Genomic DNA, 18,958 nt, shown 5'->3' with positions numbered 1-18,958 from the left:
ACAAAAATTCTTATATTTGGTGTAATTATGTTTCCGGTTGTAATACCGGAGTGAAATCTTAAAAAATGTTCATTACTATGGCAAGAGCTATGTTTGAGTATACTCAGGTCGTACTCCAGAAAGTGAGCTTTGATTCTGTTCTCTTCTGCAAGGAAGTAGAAAAAGCGGTTCAACGATTACTACCCTATGAATTGGAAGAACTCAGAATATGGTTAAACCAGTTCATATCGGAAAAACCCGAACTTTCCCATTGTCTAATCCATTTAAATGCATAAAAATAACCCGCCGAGGCGGGTTTTTTGTTTGTCGATTTTGCACATTATTTCACTGGACTTATAATCTTGACATTTTGAAAAGCGATAGCTCCTCTTACTATGCCGAGAATAACATCTCTCAAAGCCTCTATGAGCTGGAGTTTTAATTCGCTTTTGTGATAGATAAGGCTAACCTCGCGTGCGGGATTGGGATCGTTGAAGAAACGCAGATTTTTTTTCTCGTTTTCCGAAAGCTTAAGAGTGTGAAGATATGGGAGTAGCGTCATCCCCATACCTTCGTCGGCCAGTCTAATCATGGTTTCAAAACTCCCGCTTTCCAACTGAAAACGATCGTCTTTATGATTGGGGAGTGCTTTGCACAAGTTGATAACACCATCGCGAAAACAATGTCCATCTCTGAGCAGTAACAGGTCGTCTATTTTTAAATCCGATGTGTCTATTTTTGTATTGGAGTGCAGACGGTGGTTTTCCGGGATATAAGCTACAAAAGGTTCGTAATACAAAACCCTTTCTTTGATTTGTTCATTGTCTAAAGGGGTGGCAGCAATGGCAGCATCTAAGTGGCCCTCTGAGAGTTTTTGTACCAAAGTGGCAGTGTTTTGTTCCTCTATTCTGATATTTACCTTGGGATACTTATTGATGAAATTGCGGAGAAACATCGGGAGTAGAGTAGGCATTATAGTTGGGATAATACCCAACCTAAACTCACCACCTATATACCCCTTTTCCTGATCTACAATATCCTTGATTCTACCCGATTCATTTACGATATTCCTCGCTTGAGCCACTATTTTTCTTCCTACCTCTGTGAGTTGAATAGGTTTTTTACTACGGTCGAAGATCTGAATGTCCAATTCGTCTTCGAGTTTTTGAATCTGCATGCTCAAGGTGGGCTGGGTTACAAAAGATTTTTCTGCAGCGAGAGTGAAATTCTGATATTCGGCTACAGCTAGTACATACTGTAATTGTGTGATAGTCATGTCTGTAGGTCTTTTCGCTTTTTGTCAGTAAAAAACAGTTATAAGCTGTTCTTTTCGGATTGATATTTATATAGTTTTATTCGATAAAAATATAAAAACTATTGATAAATCTTATGTTTATAAGCTCTTAAATAATCAGTAAATTTGTTGTAAATTAATAAGGAACTTAAAATGATGTTATTATGAAAGTAAACACCTTAGGACTGGATGTCAACAAGACTGAAAAACTGGTTAAGGATCTGAATAATCTTCTTGCAAATTTTCAATTGTATTATCAGAATTTGAGGGGGATTCATTGGAATATACGGGGTAAGCGTTTTTTTGATTTACACCCTAAATTTGAAGAGCTTTACAACGATAGCCAGGAAAAGATAGATTTGATTGCGGAGCGGGTACTTACGTTGGGGGGCGTTCCGCTACACACTTTTGAAGATTATATCAAGGCTGGAAAAGTACCGGTGGGAAAAAATATTCACCAGGATGAAGCTGCTGTGAGCATGATTGTAAATTCGCTTACTGAATTACTCAAAATAGAAAGGATAATCCTTGAAGAGTCGGATGATGCCAATGACGAAGGAACTAATTCGATGATGAGTGATTTTATCACAGAACAGGAAAAGACAGTCTGGATGATGAAAGCTTGGTTGGACGAGAAAATATGATTTGATTCAAATCAAAAAATAAAGGCGCAGATACAGCGCCTTTATTTTTTTTGCAGTCATATTACAGGTTAGGCAATAAATTTGACAGGGAAAATCTAAGGAGTTTTTTAAAAACTTATCTCAAAGTGTAGATCTTTGTTTTTAAGTGTGAATTTAGAGCGGTTAAATTCGGGGGGACCGTAGTTGTTACCGCTTACCCAGTTGCCTTCTGCCGGCATACCCGAGGAATCAAAATCCATGCGATAGTTTTTGTTCTCGTCGTGAATTGCCATAATAGCGTATTCTCCTTTTGGGATGTTTTTAAAAACAGCGCGGATGTTTTTGCTGTTTGCCGGTATCATAGTGTCTTTTATTCCCCTTCCCTTCATAAAGTTTTCTTCGGTGTACAATCCTATTAGAATCTGTCCTTCTTCACTCAAGGGTTTTTCGACAGTTACTGTAATATTCTTTGCTTCGTCATTTTGAGCCCGTAGCGCAAAAGAGCAGAGTAATGCACATAAAAATAACATTGGTGTTCTCATAGTTACAGTGTTTGTAGCGGAGTGGTCTAAATGTATCGAGCGTATAGGTTTCTATAGCAAAAGTTAAGTTTAGTGTAGTCCGCGATTAGTTGTGGGAAAGGTCAATAAGGCTAGCCAGAAAAGCCAAAAAAGAGTGCTGAATTGTAATATAATGAGGATAGTTTGTTGTAAATCGTTTTTTTCGCTTTTTGGATTTCAGAATCGAAGGGGCTACAACAACCCTCTAGCCTTTATTTCGAGGTATTTGTTGATGGTGTCTATGGTGAGGTTTTCGGGAGTGGTAAGAATGGAATAAATACCATGTTTTTTGAGTTCGTTGACGATGAGTCGTTTTTCAAAGTCAAACTTTTCTGCGATTACTTTATCGTATACTTGCTGTATGTTCTCCGCCGGCTTATCGATAAGTTGATTTAGCTCTGTATTTTTAAAAAACACAGTGACCAATAAGTGATTTTTGGCAATGCCCTTCAGATATGGGAGTTGACGGTGTAAGCCGTCGAGTGTTTCGAAATTGGTAAAGAGCAGAAGCAGACTTCGCTGTGGGATATTCCTTTTGATATCTCCGTAGAGTCGCCCGAAATCAGACTCGAAAAAGTCGGTTTCTATATTGTATAGGGTTTCAAGGATAAGTCCCATTTGTGAATTTCTCCTTTCTGCAACGACGATATTCTCCACTTTTTTGGAGAAAGTGAACATCCCGGCCTTGTCCTGTTTTTTCAGTATGATATTACTCAAAACCAAGCTTGCGTTGATGGCGTAATCTAGTAGACTGAGACCTTCAAATGGCATTTTCATAACCCTCCCTTTGTCGATAACCGAATACACGGGTTGGGATTTTTCGTCCTGGAACTGATTTACCATAAGCTGGTTCTTTTTGGCGGTAGCCTTCCAGTTGACAGTGCGCAAGTCGTCTCCTTGTACGTATTCTTTGATCTGTTCAAATTCGAGGGTGTGACCTATGCGTCGGATTTTTTTTATACCGTATTGATTCAGGCGGTTAGAAAATGCGAGGAGGTCGTATTTTCTGAGTTGCAAAAAAGCGGGGTAGGTGGGAATCATTACCTTTTCGGAACACCTATATCTCCGAGCTACCAAATTGAGTGCGGAGGAAATATACACATTCAGCTCACCGAAATGGTATTCACCTCGTTCTGTAGGTCTTAGGTCGTATTCTGCCGTTAGGGATGACGATGCGGAGAGTTTTCTTTTCAGACTGAAATTGCGCAGCTGAAACTGTTCCGGTATCTCGTCGATAATCCTGGCGTTTACAGGAAAACTGTAGTGGTTGTCAATGGCGATACCAACTGGGTTCTGATCGCCGTTGGAAAATTTTTCAGGACATATCCGCTTTGCCCTTATCCCTGATTTGATATAGAAAAGGATAAAAATATCCATCGCGGTAAACGCGAGCAGTACGATTAGTCCGAGTTGAGCTACAAAGAACAAGCGGTCTAATATAAAACTTGTGACAAACAGGATTATTACGGCGATACAGCCGTAAAAAAATCGATTTTGCAGGTATAAAGGCTTAAGGAATTTCAAATTTTAGAGTTTTATAAAATGTAATATAGCCATTATCTCGGAATCTCGACAGTCTGGATGATCTGTTGTATTACCTGTTTTGCTGTAACCCCTTCCATCTCTCTTTCGGGTGTAATGATAATGCGGTGTTGTAGTACAGGAACTGCCACCAGCTTTATGTCTTCTGGAGTTACAAAGTCACGTCCGTTAATTGCAGCATAGGCTTTAGAAGCCTTTAGCATGGCGATTGAGGCTCGAGGAGAGGCACCTAGATACAAGAAAGGGTTATTTCTCGTATTGATTATAATTTCTGCGATGTATTTTAAAAGATGAGGTTCTATTCGAAGCTCATTTACCAACTTTTGATACTCGGAAATCTGCTCTTTGGAGAGGAATGCATTTACCTTATCAGTTTTAGGAGTATCTCCCAGTATGTGTTCACGGGTGATAATTTCTATTTCTTCCTCGAGTGAAGGGTATCCCACATCAATTTTAAACAGAAAACGATCCAGTTGAGCTTCGGGTAGGCGATATGTCCCTTCCTGTTCCACCGGATTTTGGGTGGCGAGTACCATAAAGGGAGGAGGAAGTAGTAAGCGTTGACCGTCTATGGTAACCTGTCGCTCTTCCATGACCTCAAATAGGGCTGCTTGGGTTTTTGCCGGTGCCCGGTTAATCTCATCTATGAGCAGCATATTTGAAAATACCGGTCCCTTTCTGAATTCGAATTCTGACTTCTTGAGGTCGAATACCGAGGTTCCCAGTATGTCAGATGGCATCAAGTCTGGCGTAAACTGTATTCTGCTGAAATCGACTGTCAGGGCACGCGACAAGAGTTTGGCTGTAATGGTTTTGGCCACTCCGGGAACTCCTTCTATAAGCACATGGCCGTTTGCAAGCAAGGCTGTGAGTAGCATATCTATCATATGAGTTTGGCCTACGATAACTCCAGAAAGCTCTTTTCGCATTTGGGTTACAGCAGCTTGTAGCCGAGAGAGGTCTATGCGCGACTCAAACTCCAGAGGTTCTTCGGGTGAGGAAGTTTCTGCAGTCTGTTCCTGCACAGGGTTTTCTGTTTGGTCGTGGTGTTGTGCTTCTTCCTTTCTTTCGTTTTCTTCAGGTATGCGATCTTCGGTATTCATGTTTCTTTATTTTTATCTGTGTTATCAGTGTAAAACTGTTCTATAGCCCTGTTGAGTTCCAGCAGATCCTGCTCACTATAAGTTGTGCGGTTCTGCAGGCTATTAATGAGTTTTACGATGTGTTCTATGAGCGATTTTTTCTTTCCTGTTTTTGCGGCGAGATTGCCCACAAATTTTTCGTTGAGTTGTGTGGTGTCTATATGATATCGGTTTCGTATTCCCTCCAAGAAATAAGTAATCTTTTTTTCTACTAGATTACTGTGCTCTCCTGTTTCGTAATACAGGTTGCTGATGGTCTTTACAAAGTCGACCGTAGTATTAGGTACAGGTGGGATAACCCTGATGATGCGTTGTTTTCTCTTGGCGTTAAACAGCATAAAGACCAATAGCGTAAGCAGGGCAGTAAACCACGCCCATTGGAGGGGAGCTTGCGAATTGATAAACCTCAGCGGGGAATTCCCGAGTACTTTCATTCTGCGATCTTTGGCTTTATAATACAAATTATCGGAGGGAAGATAAGAGAATACCCCCGATGCGTATTCCATATTTCGGTCTTTGAGCAGGTAGTAATTGGTAAAGGCGTAGGGATAAGAATGGAGAAGAAAGTTTCCTTTTCCAAATTGGATGCTCACGTAGTTTATCTGGGTTTCATTAAAATCCTGATAGCCGAGAACAGTGGTTTTTAGAGAATCTAAGTCTGAAAAATACATCCCTGCAGTTCCTTGTTTTACAGAGGCACTATCTTGTTTTAGTGTGGGATTGGCGAATTTTAAAACCCCGTCTTTGTCGTAAGTGGCACTGTAATCCGTTTTAAAGCCGAGGGTGTCGACCAGTGTGGAACCGAAGTAAAGAGAGGAGATAAAAGCGGTATTACCAGCCTCAACATATTTGAGCAATTCGGAAACTGAGGTGTCGTCAAGTTCAAACCTACTGTCAATATAAACGAAATCCGGTCCTTTGGAATAGACGGTATCGGTATAAGACAGGGTGCCAGACAGGAACTCGTAGGGGGAAACTTCAATGTCTTCAACATCGTCGAAGGCTTGCTGAAGCTCGGTGTGTAGTACTTTTAAGGCATAGGGTATTGTCTGTGTCTCGTTAAAAGTAGGGCTCCAGTCTATCGGTTTGGGTCTTGAAACCTCAAAGACTACCGCAGCTACCATAAGAAGTACCAGTATCGCTATGTATATCTTTATACTGTTCTTCATTTGGACACCGATTTTATAAGTCCGGAAAAAGTTCTGGCAGCATTGGAGTACTGCAGTTTATCTATGTCAAACTCACCGTACCAAATGTAAGTGTAGAGGTAGGCGGCATATCTGAATTCTGGATAGATAGCGTGATCTAATAATTCTGTTTGATAGTCGTTGTTTGTCTTCTCTACATCATAGGCAATGAGTTCTTTTTCGGAGAGTTCTTTTAACAGCCACAGGTAGTAATACCTGATGGCTTCCCTGTAATTTTTTGAAGCTACGGCTTCCCCGACAAGAGCTTGGAAATCGACGATGTGGATGTTGTTTTCTATATCTCTTGCTACAAGGATATTGCGGTTTGTGTTTTTTTTAAAAATCCACCGCCCTTCTCGATTGACAATAACTCTGATTATAAAGTAGATAACGACTAGGACAATTGCTACGTATAGTATTTTGACGATAAGATCGGTGATTTCTTCCGCTTTATGCTGTGATTCCAGCCGAAACAAGTTTTTCATTTTCAGTATAAACCATTCCTTAAACCTGGAAAACCATCCACTAGTAGTTTCGTATTCGTAGATGTATTCGCTGCCCTTGTATTTTTGCTCCGGATTTTTGGTAAAAGCTCTTTTTACCACGGGCGAGCGATCAATACGAATACTGTCTCCAAGACTCTGTGCAGAGACGGAAGGAAGGAATATAAATGCGAGTATAAATGTTATAAGTTGTATTTTCAAAGTCATTGGGATCCTATCTGATCAATAACAGAAGCGGTATTGATATTTTCCGTTTCCTCTTTGAGGCTAAAATAAACCACACCCTGATTTATCTGTATAAAAGTATTGCCTATTAAACTCAGTATAAACGAAATGAGGTAAGATACCATCATTATGGTCATCATAAGCGCCGCGCTTTCTTCCGAACTTCCCGATCCTGTAGTAGTGATTACCGATACCATGCCCACCATATACGGGATTAGAGAGACTAGTCCTTGAACAATCTGTATTATAAAATAAAACAATGCTACACTACCCACACTGGTCCAGAATCTTTTAAAGGTGAGTTTCATGCCGTATTCAAAGCATTCAAAAGCTCCTTTGTCCGACCCTAAGTATTCCATCAAGGCATTGTTGTAGGTAAGGGTGACAATAGCCAAAAGAAGCGGGAGGAAAAAAATTCCTATAATGGTTACAACCATTATGGCCGCTACAATGCCTGCTGCGATAAATACAGGAATGGCCAATAGTAGGCACATCAGTATAAAAGTAATCAGTTTTCCGCTATTGTCTTTGAGCATTTTTACAATTTCTTTTCTTCCAAAATCGGTATTCCCCGTCCGCGAATACAGCCATAGATATATAGGGGTGTAAGCATAGGTGATAAAGCCCACCACGAGGGCTACCAGTACAAAGAGGATGACAAAGATGCCGATAAAGGTGGCATTGTTGTTAAAGTAATCCTCCAGCATAGTATTTGAGGCATACAAGGCAGAGCCAGTAAGTAGTATGCTATACATCTTCATAAAGAAATAGGTAAATACCATCAACACTAGGATAAAAGCCCCGTTGATTATCAAGTAATTCTTGAAAAAATGTTTGCCGTGCTGTTTGATAAAGGCAAAGGTGTCTGAAAAGAGTTCGCCAAACTCCCTTTTTTTATAAAGCTCTATCATAGTGAATTAGTTGTTTTTCGGTGTGTGATAAAGGGATACACGAGGTAGTAATACGATATGAGGCACAGGGTGCCAAGTATGATGATTAGTGCTAGTGTATCTGACATGACATTGGCATATCGGGTGACGAAGCCTTCGAGGAAACCGGCTGCGACAAAGAATGGAATAACACTCATCAAAATCTTGATACCGTCTTTAAAAGCCATTTTAAAGGAGGTTTTTCGCGAATATGTTTTTGGGAAGAGGATGCCCGCTCCAAGAATAAAGCCTGCAGCGCCGGTAACCACTATGGAAAAAATTTCCATTGCTCCGTGTATCCAGATTCCTCTCACACTTTCCCACAGTACACCTTCGGCGTAAAACATATATTGAAAAGCTCCCAGCATAATACCGTTGTGAAGCAATATCCACCCCGTTCCGAGTCCCCCGAAAACACCGTAAACAAAAGCGCGCATACTCACGTAAATATTGTTTAGGGTAATCCCGATAAAACTCCCCCAGTTGCTTCCGCTCTTATAAACCGCTACGGGGTCGCCGTTGTTGATGTTTTCCATTGTCATATTCACATAGCCATTGCCGAGAATTAACCGTACAAAGCTGTCGTCGTGAGCTGCAGAGATCACTCCTATTCCGACAAATATAAAAAACAGCGCAAAGGCGTAGGCAAAATATCTACGGTGTTGGTATACGATGAGGGGAACCTCGGTGCGAAAAAAGTACAACAGTTGGTTGGTGTCTTGTCGACGAGTGCGATAAATGCGTTGAAAGGCCTTGGCCGCTAATTGGTTTAAGTAAGTGATGGTTTTGCTGTTGGGGTAGTAGGTCTGTGCATACGACAGGTCGTTCACAATATGAATATACAGAGAAGCCAGCTCGTCCGGATCCTTAAATCGTCGACGAAATACGGCTTGTTCAAAATTGAGCCACTTCTCCTTGTTTTGTGTAATAAATGCAACTTCTCTCATTTGTTTATCTTATAATTCCACCAATCATAATAAAGTCTGAAATGGAAATGACGGTGGAAAATAAAAGGTGTGTTCGAACCGTAAAGTTAAAAGAAAACAGATACTTTTATACTCGGGATATTGTAATTTTACGCAAAATACTTGTTTTAAGGGATAAAATAGTAATGAAAGTAAATAGTAACTTGGCAGTCTGATAGTAAGGAATACACGAGGTTTTTGCAAACGTACTCATTATGGCAGAATTACAGATCAACACCACACAAAATGTAAACATCAGCTTTACCGCGGCCTCTATAGGAGAGCGTATACTTGCCTATGCGATCGATTTTTTGATTAAAATAGCCTATGTGGTTGTGGTCTTTCAATTGGCTGATCTTTTAGGAGTTGACCAGGTGGTAAAAGATATGGATCAATGGTCGTTTATCGCTGTTATTCTGACTTTTTTAATTCCGGTTATTTTTTATACCCTTGTCTTTGAATCCCTTCTCGAAGGACAGACTCCAGGAAAGAGGTTGTTGAAGGTAAAGGTGGTAAAGATAGATGGTTATCAGGCATCTTTTGGCGATTACCTCATACGCTGGTTTTTTCGCCTTGTGGATATTAATATGATGGGAGGAGTTGTCGCCATAGTGGGCATAGTGAGTAGTGACAAAAGTCAGCGATTGGGAGATATGACTGCAGGTACTTCTGTAATTAGTTTAAAAGATAAGGTAAGTATAAGCCACACTATACTAGAAAACTTACAAGAAGACTATCAACCAGTGTATCCTTCGGTGATACGCCTGTCGGACAATGATATTAGAATTGTAAAGGACACCTATTACTCTGCCCGAAAATCGGGGGACAGAGAGTTGTTGATAAAGCTCAAGGAGAAGGTAGAAGATGTAATTCAAGCTCCGGCTGCTGAGCCTACCGTAGGAGCATTTATAGAACGCGTATTGAAAGATTATAATTATTTTACTCAGCATATGTAACTCCAATAACACAGTGGTAATTTAAAACAGAATACAAAATGTTTTATCTCGTAATAGATCTTCTCGGAGTCGTTTCCTTTGCAATCTCGGGGGTATTGGCAGCCTTGGACAAGAAGCTCGATATTTTTGGAGTTTTTATCATTGCTTTTGTAACCGCGGTTGGAGGGGGAACTATCAGAGATATTCTACTCGGTGTAGAGCCAGTTACCTGGTTGCAGAGCAATGTGTATATGTATACCATTATTGTTACCGTAATTACGGGATTGCTGTTCAGAAAGAAACTAAAATACCTCAGAACATCTCTTTTTCTGTTCGACACCATAGGCATTGGTTTGTACACCTTAGTAGGTGTGGAAAAAGGGGTAGACGCGGGATTGAGTGCTGTGATGTGTATGACACTCGGTACTATCACAGCTTGTTTTGGTGGAGTAGTAAGAGATACTCTGTGCAATGAAATTCCTGTTATTTTTCATCGGGAGATTTATGCTACGGCCTGTGTTTCGGGTGCGGCAGCCTATTTTCTGCTTCGGACGCTGCCTATTTCTGATGATGTGATTTTTTTAATCTCTATTGCCATTGTTATCGCGATAAGATTGCTGGCTGTTCGGTTTGGGTTGGCACTTCCCAATATTTATAAAAAAGAGAGCAAGAGCGCAGATTAACGGGTTTTTCTTTTTTTTTGAGTAGGAGTGTATATGCTTTTTTATCTTTATGCCTTCAAATAGAAAAAATATGCGTTTACATTGTGTGGGTCTAGATGATCCTAAGCTTTTTGCCCTCGCCTGTACACTTGGTGATTTTGGTTATGAATTAAGTAGGAACAAGGAGAACCTCGAGCGCGAAAAGAAGGAAGAACTTTTGAAAGGCGATGTACAGTTATCTGAAAAAGAGTGGTGGTTAGACTTTAATGCTAAAAGTGGCGACGGACTAGTTATTGGAGCGGGTATAGGCAAAGACAATCAGGAGCTAAAACGAGCCCGAGACCTAGGACTCCCAGTGTATACTGTACCAGAAGTATTGTATGAGTTGACCCGCAACAAGACAAGGGTGGTGATTGCAGGAGGTGATTACAGCAGTAAACTACTCAGATTGGTACTGCACGTGATGAAATACCACAACAAGAGTGTCGATGCGATAATAGAAAAAGACGGGAGCATGCAATTGCAGCTCTCAGAAGATAACGAGTTTGTACTGCTCGCTGGTAGTCATCTTCCCGCTTCTGCTCTCGACCCACAACCGCAATTTTATCACTATCACCCCAATATAGCATGGCTGACATCACTTCCGGGGGGATCTACAGATATAGCGCAAACACTTACAGATCGCATTGTAAAAGGAGGTATTGTGGTTTACAATGAAGACAATCTGGAACTAAAAGCTGTAATAGAAGCTTCAGAGAACCCTATACGAAAACATTCATATGGAATGTTGACTGGTGATGAAGACAGCGGAGAGCTAGTACTCGATACTCCTGAGGGACCTCTGCCTCTGGAGATTGATGAGGCCGATATCACTGGGCATCTTTTGGGAGCCAAGTGGTTGTGTCAGCATCTCGGTATAGATGAAGACGATTTTTACGATGGAATATACTCGTATGAAAATTCTTGATATTGATTAAAGAAATTATTTGAATTCTTATTGGTTAGTCTTATCTTTATTGGAAATTACAAACCGATGAAAGAAGCACTACCCTTATCGATAAAGTACTGGAAAGAAGGCGACCGTCCGAGAGAAAAGTTGTTGAACAAAGGCAAACAGGCGCTCACCGATGCCGAACTAATAGCCATACTCTTGGGCAGTGGCAACAGGGAAGAAAGTGCCGTAGGGCTTTCACAACGAATTCTCGGTGCTGCCAACCACAATCTCAATGAACTGGGTAGGTTTTCCGTAGCAAAACTCATGCGTTTTAAGGGTATAGGGGAGGCCAAGGCCATTGCGATTACAGCTGCTTTGGAACTTGGTAGGCGCCGAAGGGTAGAAAAAGCACTCGAGCGTTTTAAAGTAACTAGCAGTGCTTCGGTATTCGAGCTTATGCAACCCGTTTTGGGTGAATTGCCACATGAAGAGTTTTGGATTATTTACCTCAACAATTCAAATCGGCTCATTCAGTATGTACAGTTGAGCAAAGGAGGTATCACCGGTACCTTGGTAGATATTAGGTTGGCTTTAAAAACAGCTCTAGAATTGGGGTCTACCTCTATAGTACTTACCCATAATCACCCTTCAGGGACTTTGGAACCAAGTGATGCCGATAAAAAACTGACACAAAAAATGAAGCTCGCTTCCGAAAGTCTGGATATTCGTGTATTAGATCACCTGATAATCACAGAAAAAAGCTATTTTAGCTTTGCAGACCATCGTATTTTATAGATTTTTGTTTCAGTCTATCGATGGACGGAACTTTTGAAGAGGTTTCTAACTGAGAGACCGGGAAATCGAATATTGGACATGTTATTAGTTTACACCCATAAAATAACTCCTAGGGTTACCTATATCATGAAGCATATCTTTGTAAATATGCTTCAGATGGAGTTGAAGATCACAGATAAAGTAGAGGATTTTATCGCTCATTCCGAAGCTAAAATTACATACACCAAGCACCCGCTTCAAAACGAATTTTTTATCCGAAGTCACGATATTCTTTTTGAGCAGGGAATATCTGCCATAGATATCAATGTTCAGAAATGGGACGATATACCCTGCTTTTTTGCTACGAGCGATAAGTCTAGCATTCCGTTTGATGTTTTTGCAGCCGGATTTTATCTGTTGAGTCGCTACGAAGAGTATTTGCCACATGTAAAGGATGAACACGGCAGATACCCCGCCAAAGAGAGTCTTGCCTGGGAGCATGGTTTTCTCGAACTTCCAGTAGTAGATTTATGGGTTAGAAAACTCGCTGTGGCACTTCAGAAGAGGTTCCCGGATGCCGGTTTTGTAAAGCGAAGTACAGAATTTGTTTCAGTAATAGATATTGCAGTAGCCTATGCGTATCGCAAAAAGGGAATTATAAGAACCCTTGCCGGTACCGTGATGGATTTGATAGCTTTAAAACCCGCCAAGATATTGGAACGCTATTTGGTGCTTCTCCGACTTAAAAAGGATCCTTACGACTTTTTTAGTGAACTCATTGAAGCGCATCGAAAATACGGTGTTAAGTCTGTTTTTTTCTTCCTGCTGGGAGATTATTCAGCCTACGACAAAAATATTCCATACAATAAGAGTTCATTTCAAACCTTGATAAAATCGGTGGCCGATTATCACGTGGTTTCCCTGATGTCGTCTTATTATGTGGTAGACAATGCCCAGGCACTTAAGAAGGAGCGACTTCGGCTAAAAGAGATTATCAACAGACCTGTAAAGAGAGTTAGAGCTCGTTACAACCGCTCCTTTATTCCGGAATCGTACAAGGCTGCAGTAGAAGCCGAATTTAACGAGGATTACACCATGGGATATTCCGATGTGCTAGGATTTAGAGCTGGTAGTTGTATCCCTTTTTACTTTTACGATATAAGTTATGAAATACAATTGCCTTTAAAAGTCAACCCCTTCTGTATTCAGGATTCTGCCTTGCTCAGTTTGAAAGATGAGGAAGAGGCTTTAAAGAAAATGGATGAATTGTACAGTTATGTAGAACGCAGTGGAGGGGATTTTATAACAGTATTTTCCAATGAGCGATGGACAGAGGAAATGTCACTCGATCTAAAAGATGTATATTTCAAATGGATTTCAAAACGCTATGAGGAGCGCAAAGGATCTTCAGTTTAATTGGTTTTGAAAAAGTAAATGATTTCCAAATGAAAGCCGGCAAAAACTACATCACAGCAATCACCGATATTTTTTTCGATCTCGATCACACGCTTTGGGACTTCGAGAAGAATTCGGCTCTTGCTTTCGAATACATCCTGAAAATCCGTGAGGTTGAAGTGAAATCGTCAGATTTTATGAGGGTGTACACCCCTATAAATCGAGATTGTTGGAAGGCGTATAGGGAAAACAGAATCACTCAAGACGAATTGCGGCGATCTAGGCTAGAACGCACTTTTTCAATGTTGGGAAAGGAGGTAAACAGCGAGCTGATAGAGCTGCTCGTAGAAGATTATGTTGTACATCTCACCGAAAATAATCACCTCTTTCAATACGCCAAAGAGATATTGCAGTATCTCAAAAGCAGATACAGTTTGCACATTATTACCAATGGTTTTGAAGAGGTGCAGCACAAAAAGCTCATCAATTCAGGCATAGCTCCCTATTTTACCCATGTGGTGTGTTCTGAGCCTTCCGGAGTAAAAAAACCGGATCCGGGTATTTTTCACTACGCGCTACAACAGGCCGGTATTACGGCTGCAAATGCAGTGATGATAGGAGACGATCTCGAAGCCGATATCTACGGAGCTCAGCGGGTAGGGATGAAAGCTATTCACTACAATACCCGTGAGGAAAAATCGGAAGAGGATATTCTCACTATAAACAACCTCCTAGAGATAAAGCATCATTTGTGAAAGGACGCAGAAAAAAATACTGGATGTTACTAACGGTCCTTCTGAGCAGCGTGTTCGGGGGATGCTTGAAGGATGTAGATTTTGATCAAGTCGATGATTTTGCTTTTAAACCCGAATTGGAAACGGGATTGGTATATGTAGATACGCTTACCTCTTGTGAATTGCTAAACGAGATGAACCCTAATGTGCAGTTGTGCGATCTGATTCCTGTAGAGACGATTAATGTAAAGGAATTGACTAAGTTGCCTATAGACACTGATTTAATAAAAGATATTGAGGGTATTATTGAGAAGCCTAATCCAATAGAAAAGGACCTTAGTTTTGATTTTTTTTCTGAAAAGTATGTTGTAGATCATTTAGAATCGGCCTCTTTGGTATTTGAAGTGGGGAGTACTTTTAATACAGCGACTTCGGTGAGTGTGGCTTTGACCGGTGTTGCCGAGGAAAATCCGAAACGTATTGAAATCAATCTGGAGCCCTCCCGAGATGGTGTAGAGTATACCGGACGAGATACTCTGAAATATTCAGCTGCAGAAATAGATCAACTAAAGAAAGTAGACCACATACATATTAGCGTGGAGATAGAAGGGCTGGAAGAATTGGATAAGAAAGACTTTATCCGTTTGAAATCTATGGCCTTTTTTCAATTGGGTATCAATGTGAAGAAGGGAAATGAATAGGACGGTAGGCTTGTTATATCTGTTGTTGCAACTCTGTTTTTCTGGGTTCTATGCGCATTCCCAAAACAAAGCCTTGCTATATGATTTTACGGCCGTACCACAGTCGTTATTACTCAATCCGGCTGCCGAAGTAGACCAACAGTGGTATGTAGGGATACCGTTGCTGTCGGGAGTTCGAGTAGGCGTAGGGTCGAGTGGTTTCTCGATCTACGATCTATTTTCAGACGATGAGGTGAGTTTTAACGACAAGGTGGGAAAGCTGATAGACCGAATGTCTCCAAAGGATGTGATTTCTGTCAATCAGCAGTTGGAGTTGTTCAATATTGGCTTTAAAGGCAATTGGATGAGCAGGGATTATTTCTCTTTTGGGATGTATCAGGAAACCGATGTCTTTATGTACTGGCCAGATGATTTTGCAAAATTTGCTTATTATGGGAACAAGGGTAGAATAGGGGAAAAAATGGATTTAGCACAGCTCGATATTTCGGCAGAAATACTCACAGTACTTCACTTTGGGTGGCGCAGAAAAATCAGCGACCGACTACAAGTGGGAGTGAGGGCTAAGTGGTATTCGGGCATGGTCGATATACACTCTTCTGGCAACTCGGGTTACTTTGTTACCGAAAACGATGCGAGCAACTTCTATATGCATCGTATTATGGCCGATGTAGCCATTCGCACTTCCGGGTATAAATCGCTGGACGAAACCCCTGAAAAGGGCGAAGATGGAGAAGAAGCCCGGGAAAAATTGAGAAGTCGAATGTTGTTCAGTGGTAATTTCGGCTTGGGTTTTGATTTCGGAATGAGCTATCATCCGTCACCGCAGTGGACCGTTACAGCCAGCTTGCTCGATTTCGGATTTATCAGGCATACCGAGGATGTTAGGAATTATGAGCTTGAAGGGAATTACGAACTGGAAGGAGTGGAGTTGTTTCTCAACGGTGCCGAGGGTTCGTCGGTTGGAGATTACTGGGAGAACCTAAAAGATGAAATAGAGGATAACTTATCTTATGATAAAAACAATAACAAGTATACGACTCAAAGGGCGTACAAAATTTACGGAGCGGTAAATTATGCCTTTGGAATTCGGAAAGATAAAAAGAACCACCACCTCACCGATTATGAAAACTATATCAATAAGGTAGGAGTCCAGTTGTTTGTGATAAACCGTCCGCAAGGACCTATAGCATCTGTAACGGGATTTTACAGTAGACAACTTACGAACTTTCTGGAAGCTAAATTGAGTTATACTGCCGATCGTTATTCTCAGACCAATATCGGAGTCGGACTAGCAACAAGACTTGGAAAAGTACAGTTTTACCTATTGGCCGACGATATTCCCGGCCTTCTCAATCTGGGAAAAGCTAATTACGGCGGACTTCAGTTCGGATTTAACTATATTTTTTCGAATCCTGAGCCTCCCTTTAAAGAGCTATAAGCACAAGTTGTTCTCGTATTTGAGAAGGTGCCTGTCCGATTCTCAATTGCGTTGATAACTGATAGAGTCGCCCGGTTGGAGTCCCCATTTTTTAGCCATCCCAGCATTGACTTCAAGTACGTATTGTGCGGGGAAGTCGGAAGGGATTGAGTTTTCGTTGAGCGGTTCCGCGTTGGCTTTGATGCTCACAATTTTCTGAGTAGCGTCGATATAGATAATATCTAAGGGGATATAAGTGTTTTTCATGTAGAAGTAACGCAGTTCTTCGTTGTCAAACACAAAGAGCATCCCTCGGTTTTCAGCCATTTCCGTACGGTACATCAAGCCGGTTTCGACCTGGTATTCGTCGTCGGCAATCTCTATTTCCAGTCGCTTAAGAAGTGTGGCATCAGTATTAAACAGGTTTAACTCTCCCTCTTTGGTAAAGTGGATTTCCTGTGTTTTTACCGAAGAGCTTTTTTTATCTCCCTTACAGGAAGTATTTAAAATCAATAGACCTCCAAAGATAATGACGATGAGTATTCTGAACATATCTTGCTATTTATGCGTTATTCGACTGTTCGTCTTTCCGGTTTCTAAGCACGAGATAAATTCCGAAGAGGATAAAAGGTATACTCAGCCACTGTCCCATATTTAAAGACAATTGATCTTCGAAAGGAACCTGGTTTTCCTTGAAAAATTCAACGATAAACCTCACAGCCCACAACAAGATGAGGAATACACCGAAGATATATCCGAGTTTGTTCCTCTTTTCGGTTTTCCAATAGATGTACCAAAGTATGAGAAATACCAGTAAATATCCCGATGCTTCGTATAATTGAGTGGGATGTCTGGGGAAATCTTCGCGAAGTTTTTCAAAAATAACTCCGTAATCACCATTTGTAGGTTTTCCGATAATCTCCGAATTCATGAAGTTCCCAATACGGACAAATATTCCTCCGAGGGATACGGGAATGACAATGCGATCTAATATCCAAAGTATTGGTTTGTGGATTATCTTTTTGCTGTAATAGAACATGGCGATAATAATCCCGATAGCTGCTCCGTGACTGGCGAGCCCCCGAAAGCCTACAATGCGAAATTTCGGACTGAATTCTACAGGAAGAAAGATATGGAGCGGATCTTTGATAAACATCTCGGGTTCGTAAAAGAGAAAATGCCCCAAGCGAGCTCCGATAAGAGTAGCCAGTACTGTATAGATAAACAGGGAGTCGAGCTCATTGACCGTCAGTCCTTCACGCTCGTATATTTTTTTCATAATAAACCAGCCTAGTACAAAAGCTACGACAAACATCAGGCTGTAATAGCGCAGCATAAAAAAACCGAGATCTATGCCCTCGCTGGGGTTCCAGTGTATACTTAAAAAGTGCATTTCTTTTATTTATGAGAGTGTAAATATAGGGAAACCAAAAACAAAATAGCGAAAAGAGCGATTAAAAATCCATACATATTAAAATGAGTATAAATATAAATTGTAAATATTAAATATATTTTTAAAACCAAAATAAAATTAATACATTTGTGGGAAAGTAAAGATATGGCTACATTTACCAGTACACTACCCGATCATCTTCTTCAAATGCTCAAATCAAGAGCAAAGCAAATGTCTATGCCCATAAATAAGCTAATAGAAAATGCCCTGACGCTATATTTGGAACACCTTGAAAGAGCCGAGTATATACAGTCTTATAAACAGGCATCTACAGACGAAAACCTTTTGTCTTTAGCCGAAGAAGGAATGGAAGATTACCTGAAACAACTCGAAGACCAATGAAGCAAGGAGATATCTGGTATGCTGATTTAAATCCTACCAGAGGGAGTGAACAAGCTGGTTATCGACCGGTAGTGGTTGTGAGTGGTAATCTGTTGAACAAGTATCTCAATGTGGTAATAGTGGTGCCTTTGACGACTAAAATCAAGAGGTATAAAGGAAATCCAATACTTCTTCCCAATGAGGTTAATGGGCTTAAAAAGGAGTCAGAGATGTTGATTTTTCACCTTCGCTCTGTTTCTAAGTACAGGCTAGTAGAGAAACTGGGAGTTATAAACCCTGAAGAACTCGCCCTTGCTGTGAAAACGCTGAACGATATTCTCAAGTATTGAAATCTTAGTCTGAGATTAGTTTTGTAGTTTTTGAATCACCTTCTATCTTTGTCAATTACTCAGTTCTCTTCCTTATCAGGTACAGGGTCGTAACCTGAACCGCCCCAGGGGTGACAACTGAATATTCTTTTTAGAGCCAGTTTTCCTCCCCTAAAAAGTCCGTGTTTTTGTAGAGCTTCTACGGTGTATTGAGAACAGCTAGGGCTGTACCTGCAGCTTGCCGGGGTGAGGGGAGAAATCAGGTATTGGTACACTTTTACCAAAAATATAAACGGGAAGCTGAGTATTTTTAGTAAGAGTGTCATGTACTGCCTGTTTTGTATAGGTGCAATA

23 protein-coding genes are annotated in these 18,958 nt (G+C 40.8%); 12 read left to right on the top strand and 11 right to left on the bottom strand.

Translation table 11 applies throughout. The features are described 5' to 3' along the window. Nucleotides 1-77 precede the first annotated feature (77 nt). Nucleotides 78-275 (top strand): hypothetical protein, encoded by a 198-nt coding sequence (locus ACYZZR_RS02380; protein ID WP_461532387.1) that lies wholly within the window; start codon nucleotides 78-80, stop codon nucleotides 273-275. 44 nt (nucleotides 276-319) lie between these two features. On the opposite strand, the gene ACYZZR_RS02375 is transcribed toward ACYZZR_RS02380, so the two are convergent. After that, nucleotides 320-1,255, bottom strand: a complete 936-nt coding sequence (locus ACYZZR_RS02375; RefSeq protein ID WP_461532386.1) for a LysR family transcriptional regulator — start codon at nucleotides 1,253-1,255, stop codon at nucleotides 320-322. A gap of 182 nt (nucleotides 1,256-1,437) precedes the next feature. On the opposite strand from ACYZZR_RS02375, the gene ACYZZR_RS02370 reads away from it, so the two are divergent. Next, complete coding sequence (locus ACYZZR_RS02370) at nucleotides 1,438-1,917, top strand: Dps family protein (protein ID WP_461532385.1); 480 nt, start codon at nucleotides 1,438-1,440, stop codon at nucleotides 1,915-1,917. Between the two features lie 107 nt (nucleotides 1,918-2,024). On the opposite strand, the gene ACYZZR_RS02365 is transcribed toward ACYZZR_RS02370, so the two are convergent. From ACYZZR_RS02365 to ACYZZR_RS02335, 7 genes are all read right to left on the bottom strand, one after another. Then, on the bottom strand, nucleotides 2,025-2,438 hold the full coding sequence (locus tag ACYZZR_RS02365; protein ID WP_461532384.1) for a DUF2141 domain-containing protein: 414 nt from the start codon (nucleotides 2,436-2,438) through the stop codon (nucleotides 2,025-2,027). A gap of 210 nt (nucleotides 2,439-2,648) precedes the next feature. Next, nucleotides 2,649-3,980, bottom strand: coding sequence for a DUF58 domain-containing protein (locus tag ACYZZR_RS02360; protein ID WP_461532383.1), 1,332 nt, complete (start codon nucleotides 3,978-3,980; stop codon nucleotides 2,649-2,651). A 32-nt stretch (nucleotides 3,981-4,012) separates the two neighbouring features. After that, on the bottom strand, nucleotides 4,013-5,101 hold the full coding sequence (locus ACYZZR_RS02355) for an AAA family ATPase (protein ID WP_461532382.1): 1,089 nt from the start codon (nucleotides 5,099-5,101) through the stop codon (nucleotides 4,013-4,015). After that, on the bottom strand, nucleotides 5,098-6,309 hold the full coding sequence (locus ACYZZR_RS02350) for a DUF4350 domain-containing protein (protein WP_461532381.1): 1,212 nt from the start codon (nucleotides 6,307-6,309) through the stop codon (nucleotides 5,098-5,100). The genes ACYZZR_RS02355 and ACYZZR_RS02350 overlap by 4 nt, the downstream gene beginning before the upstream one ends. Then, nucleotides 6,306-7,037 (bottom strand): DUF4129 domain-containing protein, encoded by a 732-nt coding sequence (locus ACYZZR_RS02345; protein WP_461532380.1) that lies wholly within the window; start codon nucleotides 7,035-7,037, stop codon nucleotides 6,306-6,308. Before ACYZZR_RS02345 ends, ACYZZR_RS02350 begins: the two co-directional genes overlap by 4 nt. Further along, nucleotides 7,034-7,966, bottom strand: coding sequence for a hypothetical protein (locus ACYZZR_RS02340; protein WP_461532379.1), 933 nt, complete (start codon nucleotides 7,964-7,966; stop codon nucleotides 7,034-7,036). Before ACYZZR_RS02340 ends, ACYZZR_RS02345 begins: the two co-directional genes overlap by 4 nt. Then, complete coding sequence (locus ACYZZR_RS02335; RefSeq protein WP_461532378.1) at nucleotides 7,963-8,931, bottom strand: stage II sporulation protein M; 969 nt, start codon at nucleotides 8,929-8,931, stop codon at nucleotides 7,963-7,965. Before ACYZZR_RS02335 ends, ACYZZR_RS02340 begins: the two co-directional genes overlap by 4 nt. Before the next feature lie 233 nt (nucleotides 8,932-9,164). Here ACYZZR_RS02335 and ACYZZR_RS02330 point away from each other — a divergent pair, with 233 nt between their 5' ends. The 8 genes from ACYZZR_RS02330 (at nucleotide 9,165) to ACYZZR_RS02295 (ending at nucleotide 16,522) form a co-directional block, all read left to right on the top strand. Next, nucleotides 9,165-9,905, top strand: a complete 741-nt coding sequence (locus tag ACYZZR_RS02330) for an RDD family protein (RefSeq protein ID WP_461532377.1) — start codon at nucleotides 9,165-9,167, stop codon at nucleotides 9,903-9,905. 38 nt (nucleotides 9,906-9,943) lie between these two features. After that, entirely contained in the window at nucleotides 9,944-10,567 is a 624-nt protein-coding gene (locus tag ACYZZR_RS02325) for a trimeric intracellular cation channel family protein (RefSeq protein WP_461532376.1), read from the top strand. Between the two features lie 70 nt (nucleotides 10,568-10,637). Next, nucleotides 10,638-11,513, top strand: coding sequence for a Mur ligase domain-containing protein (locus ACYZZR_RS02320; RefSeq protein WP_461532375.1), 876 nt, complete (start codon nucleotides 10,638-10,640; stop codon nucleotides 11,511-11,513). 66 nt (nucleotides 11,514-11,579) lie between these two features. Next, nucleotides 11,580-12,275, top strand: a complete 696-nt coding sequence (radC, locus tag ACYZZR_RS02315) for a RadC family protein (protein WP_461532374.1) — start codon at nucleotides 11,580-11,582, stop codon at nucleotides 12,273-12,275. 78 nt (nucleotides 12,276-12,353) lie between these two features. Further along, nucleotides 12,354-13,670, top strand: a complete 1,317-nt coding sequence (locus ACYZZR_RS02310; protein WP_461532373.1) for a polysaccharide deacetylase family protein — start codon at nucleotides 12,354-12,356, stop codon at nucleotides 13,668-13,670. A gap of 29 nt (nucleotides 13,671-13,699) precedes the next feature. After that, on the top strand, nucleotides 13,700-14,404 hold the full coding sequence (locus tag ACYZZR_RS02305; RefSeq protein WP_461532372.1) for a YjjG family noncanonical pyrimidine nucleotidase: 705 nt from the start codon (nucleotides 13,700-13,702) through the stop codon (nucleotides 14,402-14,404). Nucleotides 14,405-14,427: 23 nt separating this feature from the next. Beyond that, nucleotides 14,428-15,084 carry a hypothetical protein gene (locus ACYZZR_RS02300; RefSeq protein WP_461532371.1) on the top strand — a complete coding sequence of 219 codons (657 nt, stop codon included), beginning with the start codon at nucleotides 14,428-14,430 and terminating at the stop codon, nucleotides 15,082-15,084. Continuing rightward, the gene (locus ACYZZR_RS02295) at nucleotides 15,077-16,522 is read left to right on the top strand and encodes a DUF5723 family protein (RefSeq protein WP_461532370.1); all 1,446 of its coding nucleotides are present in this window, start codon (nucleotides 15,077-15,079) and stop codon (nucleotides 16,520-16,522) included. The genes ACYZZR_RS02300 and ACYZZR_RS02295 overlap by 8 nt, the downstream gene beginning before the upstream one ends. Before the next feature lie 42 nt (nucleotides 16,523-16,564). Here the strand turns inward: ACYZZR_RS02295 and ACYZZR_RS02290 are convergent, their stop codons facing one another. Both ACYZZR_RS02290 and lgt read right to left on the bottom strand, forming a co-directional pair. Then, the gene (locus ACYZZR_RS02290; RefSeq protein ID WP_461532369.1) at nucleotides 16,565-17,053 is read right to left on the bottom strand and encodes a DUF192 domain-containing protein; all 489 of its coding nucleotides are present in this window, start codon (nucleotides 17,051-17,053) and stop codon (nucleotides 16,565-16,567) included. A gap of 10 nt (nucleotides 17,054-17,063) precedes the next feature. After that, complete coding sequence (gene lgt / locus ACYZZR_RS02285) at nucleotides 17,064-17,894, bottom strand: prolipoprotein diacylglyceryl transferase (protein ID WP_461532368.1); 831 nt, start codon at nucleotides 17,892-17,894, stop codon at nucleotides 17,064-17,066. Nucleotides 17,895-18,059: 165 nt separating this feature from the next. On the opposite strand from lgt, the gene ACYZZR_RS02280 reads away from it, so the two are divergent. Beyond that, the gene (locus ACYZZR_RS02280; RefSeq protein WP_461532367.1) at nucleotides 18,060-18,296 is read left to right on the top strand and encodes a ribbon-helix-helix domain-containing protein; all 237 of its coding nucleotides are present in this window, start codon (nucleotides 18,060-18,062) and stop codon (nucleotides 18,294-18,296) included. After that, entirely contained in the window at nucleotides 18,293-18,625 is a 333-nt protein-coding gene (locus ACYZZR_RS02275; RefSeq protein ID WP_461532366.1) for a type II toxin-antitoxin system PemK/MazF family toxin, read from the top strand. Before ACYZZR_RS02280 ends, ACYZZR_RS02275 begins: the two co-directional genes overlap by 4 nt. Before the next feature lie 59 nt (nucleotides 18,626-18,684). Here the strand turns inward: ACYZZR_RS02275 and yidD are convergent, their stop codons facing one another. Next, the gene (gene yidD, locus ACYZZR_RS02270; RefSeq protein WP_461532365.1) at nucleotides 18,685-18,930 is read right to left on the bottom strand and encodes a membrane protein insertion efficiency factor YidD; all 246 of its coding nucleotides are present in this window, start codon (nucleotides 18,928-18,930) and stop codon (nucleotides 18,685-18,687) included. Nucleotides 18,931-18,958: the final 28 nt, after the last annotated feature.

This window comes from Sinomicrobium sp. (assembly GCA_029266035.1).
GTDB lineage: Bacteria > Bacteroidota > Bacteroidia > Flavobacteriales > Flavobacteriaceae > Sinomicrobium.
Note: the sequence above shows the minus strand (reverse complement) of the source record. Positions and strands in the feature narration are given on the sequence as shown.

Excerpts from the sequence above, each read along its gene's own strand:
- ACYZZR_RS02380 (WP_461532387.1), top strand. The coding sequence starts at position 78 with ATGGCAAGAGCTATGTTTGAGTATACTCAGGTCGTACTCCAGAAAGTG.
- ACYZZR_RS02375 (WP_461532386.1), bottom strand. The coding sequence starts at position 1,255 with ATGACTATCACACAATTACAGTATGTACTAGCTGTAGCCGAATATCAG.
- ACYZZR_RS02370 (WP_461532385.1), top strand. The coding sequence starts at position 1,438 with ATGAAAGTAAACACCTTAGGACTGGATGTCAACAAGACTGAAAAACTG.
- ACYZZR_RS02365 (WP_461532384.1), bottom strand. The coding sequence starts at position 2,438 with ATGAGAACACCAATGTTATTTTTATGTGCATTACTCTGCTCTTTTGCG.
- ACYZZR_RS02355 (WP_461532382.1), bottom strand. The coding sequence starts at position 5,101 with ATGAATACCGAAGATCGCATACCTGAAGAAAACGAAAGAAAGGAAGAA.
- ACYZZR_RS02350 (WP_461532381.1), bottom strand. The coding sequence starts at position 6,309 with ATGAAGAACAGTATAAAGATATACATAGCGATACTGGTACTTCTTATG.
- ACYZZR_RS02345 (WP_461532380.1), bottom strand. The coding sequence starts at position 7,037 with ATGACTTTGAAAATACAACTTATAACATTTATACTCGCATTTATATTC.
- ACYZZR_RS02340 (WP_461532379.1), bottom strand. The coding sequence starts at position 7,966 with ATGATAGAGCTTTATAAAAAAAGGGAGTTTGGCGAACTCTTTTCAGAC.
- ACYZZR_RS02335 (WP_461532378.1), bottom strand. The coding sequence starts at position 8,931 with ATGAGAGAAGTTGCATTTATTACACAAAACAAGGAGAAGTGGCTCAAT.
- ACYZZR_RS02330 (WP_461532377.1), top strand. The coding sequence starts at position 9,165 with ATGGCAGAATTACAGATCAACACCACACAAAATGTAAACATCAGCTTT.
- ACYZZR_RS02325 (WP_461532376.1), top strand. The coding sequence starts at position 9,944 with ATGTTTTATCTCGTAATAGATCTTCTCGGAGTCGTTTCCTTTGCAATC.
- ACYZZR_RS02320 (WP_461532375.1), top strand. The coding sequence starts at position 10,638 with ATGCGTTTACATTGTGTGGGTCTAGATGATCCTAAGCTTTTTGCCCTC.
- radC (WP_461532374.1), top strand. The coding sequence starts at position 11,580 with ATGAAAGAAGCACTACCCTTATCGATAAAGTACTGGAAAGAAGGCGAC.
- ACYZZR_RS02310 (WP_461532373.1), top strand. The coding sequence starts at position 12,354 with ATGTTATTAGTTTACACCCATAAAATAACTCCTAGGGTTACCTATATC.
- ACYZZR_RS02305 (WP_461532372.1), top strand. The coding sequence starts at position 13,700 with ATGAAAGCCGGCAAAAACTACATCACAGCAATCACCGATATTTTTTTC.
- ACYZZR_RS02300 (WP_461532371.1), top strand. The coding sequence starts at position 14,428 with ATGTTACTAACGGTCCTTCTGAGCAGCGTGTTCGGGGGATGCTTGAAG.
- ACYZZR_RS02295 (WP_461532370.1), top strand. The coding sequence starts at position 15,077 with ATGAATAGGACGGTAGGCTTGTTATATCTGTTGTTGCAACTCTGTTTT.
- ACYZZR_RS02290 (WP_461532369.1), bottom strand. The coding sequence starts at position 17,053 with ATGTTCAGAATACTCATCGTCATTATCTTTGGAGGTCTATTGATTTTA.
- lgt (WP_461532368.1), bottom strand. The coding sequence starts at position 17,894 with ATGCACTTTTTAAGTATACACTGGAACCCCAGCGAGGGCATAGATCTC.
- ACYZZR_RS02280 (WP_461532367.1), top strand. The coding sequence starts at position 18,060 with ATGGCTACATTTACCAGTACACTACCCGATCATCTTCTTCAAATGCTC.
- ACYZZR_RS02275 (WP_461532366.1), top strand. The coding sequence starts at position 18,293 with ATGAAGCAAGGAGATATCTGGTATGCTGATTTAAATCCTACCAGAGGG.
- yidD (WP_461532365.1), bottom strand. The coding sequence starts at position 18,930 with ATGACACTCTTACTAAAAATACTCAGCTTCCCGTTTATATTTTTGGTA.